This window comes from Rhodococcus sp. CX, assembly GCF_015865005.1.
Classification (GTDB): domain Bacteria; phylum Actinomycetota; class Actinomycetes; order Mycobacteriales; family Mycobacteriaceae; genus Rhodococcus.
This window is the reverse complement of record NZ_JADZGH010000104.1, coordinates 14,097-19,917: the sequence shown is the minus strand read 5'-3', so window position 1 is coordinate 19,917 and position 5,821 is coordinate 14,097. Positions and strand designations below refer to the sequence as shown.

Sequence of the window (5,821 nt, the reverse complement as noted above, 5' to 3'; positions counted from 1 at the left end):
CCCCGCCGATGTCCACCTACATCACGGCGGTTGTCGCCGGCCCCTATCATCTGGTCGAATCATCCTGGAGCCGGGGCGATCTCACCGTCGACCTCGGTGTGCTGTGCCGGGCGTCGCTCGCGCAGTACCTCGACGCCGACGCGATCGTCGAGATCACCGAGCAGGGGCTGGACTTCTTCGCCGAGCACTTCGGCTACCCGTACCCCTGGGGCAAGTACGACCAGGTGTTCGTACCCGAATACAACCTCGGTGCGATGGAGAACCCCGGCTGTGTCACCTTCACCGAGTCCTACGTCTTCCGGGGCGCGGCGACCGCGGCGCAGTACCAGGGCCGGGCGAACACGATCCTGCACGAGATGGCGCACATGTGGTTCGGCGACCTCGTCACCATGAAGTGGTGGGACGACCTGTGGCTCAAGGAATCCTTCGCCGACTACATGGGTTCGCTCGTCAGCGCGGAGGCCACCGAGTTCACCGACGCGTGGGTGGCGTTCGCGAACCGGCGCAAGGCGTGGGCATACCTGCAGGACCAGCTGCCCACCACGCATCCGGTGGTCGCGGACATCGTCGACCTCGAAGCCGCCAAACTGAACTTCGACGGCATCACCTACGCCAAGGGTGCCTCCGTCCTGAAGCAACTCGTCGCGTATGTGGGCCGGGACGCGTTCTTCGAAGGTGCTCGCCGCTACTTCCGTGCCCACGCCTTCGGCAACACCACCCTCGACGATCTGCTCACCGAACTGTCGGCGACCTCGGGGCGTGACCTGACCGGCTGGGCGCGCGCGTGGCTGCAGACCACCGGCGTCTCCACGCTCACCCTCGAACCCGCCGGAAGCGACGGGTTCGAGATCGTCCAGAGCGATCCGCGGCCACACCGCCTCGCGGTCGGGCAGTACGACTTCGACGAAAGCGGAAACCTGGTGCGGCGCTACCGCATCGAGGTCGATCTCGAACAGCGCCGCACGCGGGTGGACCTCGCCGACGCACCGCTCACGCTGCTCAACGACGACGACCTCACCTACGCGAAGATCCGGCTCGACACGCGCTCCCTCGCCACCGTCGAGGAGTCGCTCGACCGGATCACCGATCCGCTCGCCCGCGGTCTCGTGTGGTCGGCGTTGTGGAACGCCACCCGTGACGCCGAACTGCTCGCCACCCGGTACGTGACGATGGCGCAGCGCTTCGCCCCGGCCGAATCGAACCTCGCGCTGCTCGGCTCCGTGCAGACCAATGTCGCCACCGCGATCGAGCACTACCTGCCGGAAGCGGCGCGCTCCGGCTACCGTCGCGCGTGGCTCGACTCCGCGTGGGCCGCGCTGCACGCCGCGGATCCCGGCTCCGGCGCGCAACTCGCCTGGGCGCGGACGGTCGCGGCGGCGGCCGTCTACGACGACGCCCGCGCCGCGGACATCCGGGCCGTCCTCGACGGCGCCGCGCCGCCGCCCGAGGGACTGGCGCTGGACCCGGACCTGCGCTGGTCGTTGTGGCTGGCGCTGGCCGCGACCGGGCATGCCGACGCCGCCGACCTCGACGGCGAACTGACCCGCGACGACACCGGTTCCGGTCGCACCGCGCACCTGCGTGCCCTCGCGGCCCGACCCGCCGCCGACGTCAAAGCCACCGCGTGGACCGCGATCCTCACCGATCGCAGCCTGTCCAACGAGCACCTCGACGCGACCATCGCGGGATTCCGCGCCGGTGGTCGACGAGACCTGACCGCGCGCTACGACACCGACTACTTCGCCGCGATCCGCGGGGTGTGGGACGAGCGGAGTATCGAGATCGCCCGGCGGATCGTCGTCGGCCTGTTCCCGGACACCGACACCGTCGCACTCGCCGACGGCTGGCTGGATGCGCACCCGGACGCTCCGGGGGCGCTGCGCCGCTTGGTGCTCGAGCAGCGCGACCATCTCGCCCGCGACCTGCGGGCTCAGTTGGTCAACCGACCCTAGGGGATTGCGCCGGGCCGATCAGCGATCGAAGCGCGGCAGCACCGTCGAGCAGGGCCCGCGCGCGGGCATCGATGTTCTCGCCCCGGGCGGTCAGCGCCGCGCTCAGCTCGGCGCGGCCGCGGGCGGCCCGCAACCGGGGCAGCACCTGCCGCAGCTGCGGGATGCGGTACCCGGCGAGGCGCAGCTGATGGACGATGCGCGCGTCCCGCACGTCGGTGGGGGAGTAGCGGCGCGGGCCGCGCGCCCCGGCCCGGTCCGGCACGAGGAGCCCTTCCGCTTCCCAGTGCCGCAGCGTCGAGACCCGCACCCCGAGCGCGCCGGCGAGTTCGGCGATGCTCATGGCGTCGGAGGGGTGGACGTCGTCGATCGGTTCGGTGGAGATCGCCGCCGCCGCCTCCTGCGCGAGCGCGAGGTCGCGGCGTTCGGTGTGGAGGCGTGCGTGGGCTGCGTCGAGGAGCGCGAGCAGATCCGACGCCGGGTAGGTATGCGCCGCGCGGACGATCGCCTTCGCCTCGACCGGCCCCACCCCCGCAGCCAGGGCCCGGTAGGCGCATGCGGATTCCAGGTGCTCCTCGCCGTAGATCCGGTAGCCGGTATCCGATCGGGCCGCCGGTGGCAGCACGCCGTCGCGTTCGAGATTGCGGATCTGCTGGACCGAGTACCCGGCACCGCGCGCGACGTCGCTCGTGCGCAGCCGCGAATAGCGACTTTCCACCGATTCTCCTCGCTGTTTGCGGTCCCGGTCTCCACAAGCACTTGAATGAAACACTCGAGACATGAGTATCGACGAGATCATCGACTTCGTCACCGAACCCGGCGGCGTGCTGGCCTTGCGGCCGGTTCCCGGCGACGGCTCACCCGAGATCAGCTGGGGCGACACGTTCTTCTACTACGCCCCGGACGGGCGGATACCGGAGAGGACCCAGCCGTTCGCGACGATCGTGACCAAGGACTACCCGGGTGACGAGAAGTCACAGCTGAATCGTCCGGATGCCTTCCGGCTCAACGTCTTCGCCGGAAAGGATGCGTTCATCGCGCGGACGGGCGTGCGACCGCGCGAGGCGGGGACGCTCGAGACCGACCCGAGCGTGGTAGACCGGATCTTCGCGCATCCGGTGTACGGCACGCTCGGGTGGCTGTCGGTCGTGAACCCGGGACGCGGAACCGACGCCGACGTGCGGGAGTTGCTGGCGCAGGCCCACGCGCTGGCGCGGTCGCGCTACCGGCCGGGGCGCTGACCTGCCTTCACGCTCGGGGATACAGCAACCGCGCCCGGGCATTCACCGCGTTCATCCGCGTGTACGCGGCCTGCAGCAACTCGGTGACGCCCTCGAGTTCGGAGGCGATCCACCCGATCGTGGCAGTGTTCGTCATGGCAGATGAAGCCGGTGGGGTCGGACACGTTCGGTGCGGCGACCCATCGGTAGAAGCCTCCCGGTTCTCTGCCATTGACGCATTCCGATATGGGAATATGATTGGGTGATGGCACGAGCAGCAACGACGTCGGACGTCTTCAACGCGATCGCGGAGCCGCAGCGCCGGGAGATCCTGATGCTGCTGCGCGCGGGGGAGCGACCGGTGACCGAGTTGGCCCAGGAGCTGAGGATGACGCAGCCGGGGGCGTCCAAACACCTGCGGGTGCTCCGGGAGGTCGGGCTGGTGCGGGACCGCAGGGTCGGCAAGCAACGCCTGTACGGCCTCGACGCCCGCGGGTTGCGGCCGGTTCACGAGTGGATCGGCGGATTCGAGCGGTTCTGGAACCAGAGCTTCGACCGGCTGGACAAGTACGTGCGAGAACTCGGGCAAACAACGCGAGAGGAATAGCTGATGAGCGCAACGGGACGAGGAGTGCCGACTCGGTCCACGACGGCGGACCGCGAGATCGTGATCGACCGAATCATCAAGGCCCCGAGGGATCTGGTGTTCGAGGCGTTCACCGACGTGCGGCACCTGTCACGGTGGTGGGGTCCGGACGGATTCACGACCACGACGCGGGCGTTCGACTTCCGCGTCGGCGGGGAGTGGGACTTCGTGATGCACGGCCTGGACGGGACGGACTACCAGGAGTGGATCTCCTGGACCGAGATCTCCCCGCCGGAGCGGATCGCGCTGGTCCACGGCGAGTTCCGCGGCGACCCGAGCGCTTTCGAGTCGGTCCTGACGTTCGAGCCCGCCGGTGCGGCGACCCGGATCGAGATGCGCACGGTGTTCCCCACCAAGGAGCTGCGCGATCAGGCGGTCGAGCAGTACCACGCGGTCGAGGGCGGCCGGCAGACCTTGAGCCACCTGGACGCCTATGTCACCGAGATCGTCCGGAAGGCGGCGGAGGGCTGATGACCGGGAAGGTGTTCTTCAGCGTGTCCATGTCGCTGGACGGATTCATCGCGCCCGAGTCCCTCGACGACCTGATGGGCCGGCAGTGGATGGAACTGCAGCAGTGGGTCTTTCCGCAGCGATTCTTCCGGGAGAACCTGAAACTCGGCGAGGGTGGTGAGGAAGGACGCGACAACGACATCCTGCGTCAGACGTTCGAACGTACCGGCGCCAGCGTGATGGGCAAGCGCATGTTCGACGGCGGCGAGCAGGGGTGGCCGGAAGATGCGCCGTTCCACACCCCGGTGTTCGTCGTGACACACGAGAAGCGTGACCCGTGGGAACGGCCCGGCGGCACGACCTTCCACTTCGTCAACGACGGTATCGAGGCCGCGCTCGAACGGGCCCGAGTGGCCGCCGGCGACCGGGACGTCCGCATCGCGGGCGGCGACGCCACGATCCTCGAGTACCTGAACGCCGGCCTGATCGACGAGTTCTCGATCGCGCTGTCACCGGTGCTGTTCGGCTCCGGGATCCGCCTGTTCGAGGGTGTGGACGCGGAGCGAGTGGCCCTGGAGCCGGTACACGTGGAGTCCTCGCCGAGGGTGACCCACCTGACCTACGCCGTGCGCCGCCGGTAGCTGTGTGGGCGCCGAGCCGGGGCGCTCACCGCCCGGCCTGGTGCTCTTCCACGAGAATCTTCTTCTGCACCTTGCCCATAGCGTTGCGAGGGAGCGTGTCGACGAAGTGGATCTCCCGGGGCCGCTTGTGGATCGACAGGGTGCGTGCGACGAAGTCGGAGAGCGTCCGCGCGTCGTTTCCTTCGCCGACGACGAATGCAACGATGCGCTGACCGAGATCGTCGTCGGGGACTCCGACGACTGCGGCCTCGCCGACGTCCGGGTGATCGAGCAGTGCCGCCTCCACCTCGCCGGCGCCGATCCGGTAGCCGCCCGACTTGATCATGTCGATCGACTCGCGGCCGACGATGCGATGGAATCCTGTTTCGTCCACGACTGCGATGTCCCCGGTCCGGAACCATCCGTCGGCGGTCATCGACTCGGCGGTCTTCTCCGGGTTGCGGAGATATCCGTCGAAGAGGGTGGCGCCCGTGATCTCGAGGTTGCCCAGGGTCTCGCCGTCGTGCGGCACGTCGCCGCCGGAAGCGTCCCGGATCCGGCTGCGGACCCCGTCGATCGGGAGGCCGACCCACCCGGGGCGGCGTTCGCCGTCCACCCGGGTGCTCAGCGTGATGATGGTTTCGCTCATGCCGTAGCGCTCGATGGGCGCCGATCCGGTCAACGCCCGCAGCCGTTCGAAGACCGGCACCGGGAGCGGTGCGCTCCCCGACACGAGCAGTCGCGCGGAGCCGAGGGCGCGAGCGGACGACTCGTCGGCGCAGACCCTCGACCAGACGGTCGGTACCCCGAAGTACAGCGAGCCCGCCGCAGCCGCATAGGAATCCGGGGTCGGCCGGACGGTGTGATGGAGCGGCGACCCGTGCCGCAGTGCGCCGACGACCCCGAGGATCAGCCCGTGGACGTGGAACAGCGGCA

8 protein-coding genes are annotated in these 5,821 nt (G+C 69.2%); 5 read left to right on the top strand and 3 right to left on the bottom strand.

Translation table 11 applies throughout. From position 1 onward, the window contains the following. Positions 1-1,952, top strand: a 1,952-nt coding sequence (gene pepN / locus I0Q12_RS11405; RefSeq protein ID WP_197252025.1) for an aminopeptidase N, incomplete at its 5' end; no start/stop codon positions are given. Here pepN and I0Q12_RS11400 read toward each other — a convergent pair. Beyond that, positions 1,939-2,667 carry a MerR family transcriptional regulator gene (locus I0Q12_RS11400; protein WP_307846181.1) on the bottom strand — a complete coding sequence of 243 codons (729 nt, stop codon included), beginning with the start codon at positions 2,665-2,667 and terminating at the stop codon, positions 1,939-1,941. The two genes, pepN and I0Q12_RS11400, sit on opposite strands and share 14 nt — an antisense overlap. Positions 2,668-2,728: 61 nt before the next feature. Here I0Q12_RS11400 and I0Q12_RS11395 point away from each other — a divergent pair, with 61 nt between their 5' ends. Next, positions 2,729-3,190 carry a DUF6194 family protein gene (locus tag I0Q12_RS11395; protein WP_197252023.1) on the top strand — a complete coding sequence of 154 codons (462 nt, stop codon included), beginning with the start codon at positions 2,729-2,731 and terminating at the stop codon, positions 3,188-3,190. Between the two features lie 7 nt (positions 3,191-3,197). Here the strand turns inward: I0Q12_RS11395 and I0Q12_RS34625 are convergent, their stop codons facing one another. Continuing rightward, a complete protein-coding gene (locus I0Q12_RS34625) occupies positions 3,198-3,326 on the bottom strand; it encodes a hypothetical protein (RefSeq protein ID WP_269437598.1) in 129 nt (42 codons plus the stop codon). Between the two features lie 108 nt (positions 3,327-3,434). Between I0Q12_RS34625 and I0Q12_RS11390 the strand changes: the two genes are divergently transcribed. Genes I0Q12_RS11390 through I0Q12_RS11380 form a run of 3 tightly spaced genes read left to right on the top strand, consistent with a single transcriptional unit; the run spans position 3,435 to position 4,906 of the window. Continuing rightward, positions 3,435-3,776 carry a helix-turn-helix transcriptional regulator gene (locus I0Q12_RS11390; RefSeq protein ID WP_197252022.1) on the top strand — a complete coding sequence of 114 codons (342 nt, stop codon included), beginning with the start codon at positions 3,435-3,437 and terminating at the stop codon, positions 3,774-3,776. Positions 3,777-3,779: 3 nt separating this feature from the next. After that, positions 3,780-4,286: an SRPBCC family protein gene (locus tag I0Q12_RS11385; protein ID WP_197252021.1), complete on the top strand. Its 507-nt coding sequence runs from the start codon at positions 3,780-3,782 to the stop codon at positions 4,284-4,286. Next, on the top strand, positions 4,286-4,906 hold the full coding sequence (locus tag I0Q12_RS11380) for a dihydrofolate reductase family protein (protein WP_197252020.1): 621 nt from the start codon (positions 4,286-4,288) through the stop codon (positions 4,904-4,906). The genes I0Q12_RS11385 and I0Q12_RS11380 overlap by 1 nt, the downstream gene beginning before the upstream one ends. 25 nt (positions 4,907-4,931) lie before the next feature. Here the strand turns inward: I0Q12_RS11380 and I0Q12_RS11375 are convergent. Continuing rightward, positions 4,932-5,821, bottom strand: an 890-nt coding sequence (locus I0Q12_RS11375; RefSeq protein ID WP_231610456.1) for an AMP-binding protein, incomplete at its 5' end; no start/stop codon positions are given.

Excerpts from the sequence above, each read along its gene's own strand:
- I0Q12_RS11395 (WP_197252023.1), top strand. The coding sequence starts at position 2,729 with ATGAGTATCGACGAGATCATCGACTTCGTCACCGAACCCGGCGGCGTG.
- I0Q12_RS34625 (WP_269437598.1), bottom strand. The coding sequence starts at position 3,326 with ATGACGAACACTGCCACGATCGGGTGGATCGCCTCCGAACTCGAGGGC.
- I0Q12_RS11390 (WP_197252022.1), top strand. The coding sequence starts at position 3,435 with ATGGCACGAGCAGCAACGACGTCGGACGTCTTCAACGCGATCGCGGAG.
- I0Q12_RS11385 (WP_197252021.1), top strand. The coding sequence starts at position 3,780 with ATGAGCGCAACGGGACGAGGAGTGCCGACTCGGTCCACGACGGCGGAC.
- I0Q12_RS11380 (WP_197252020.1), top strand. The coding sequence starts at position 4,286 with ATGACCGGGAAGGTGTTCTTCAGCGTGTCCATGTCGCTGGACGGATTC.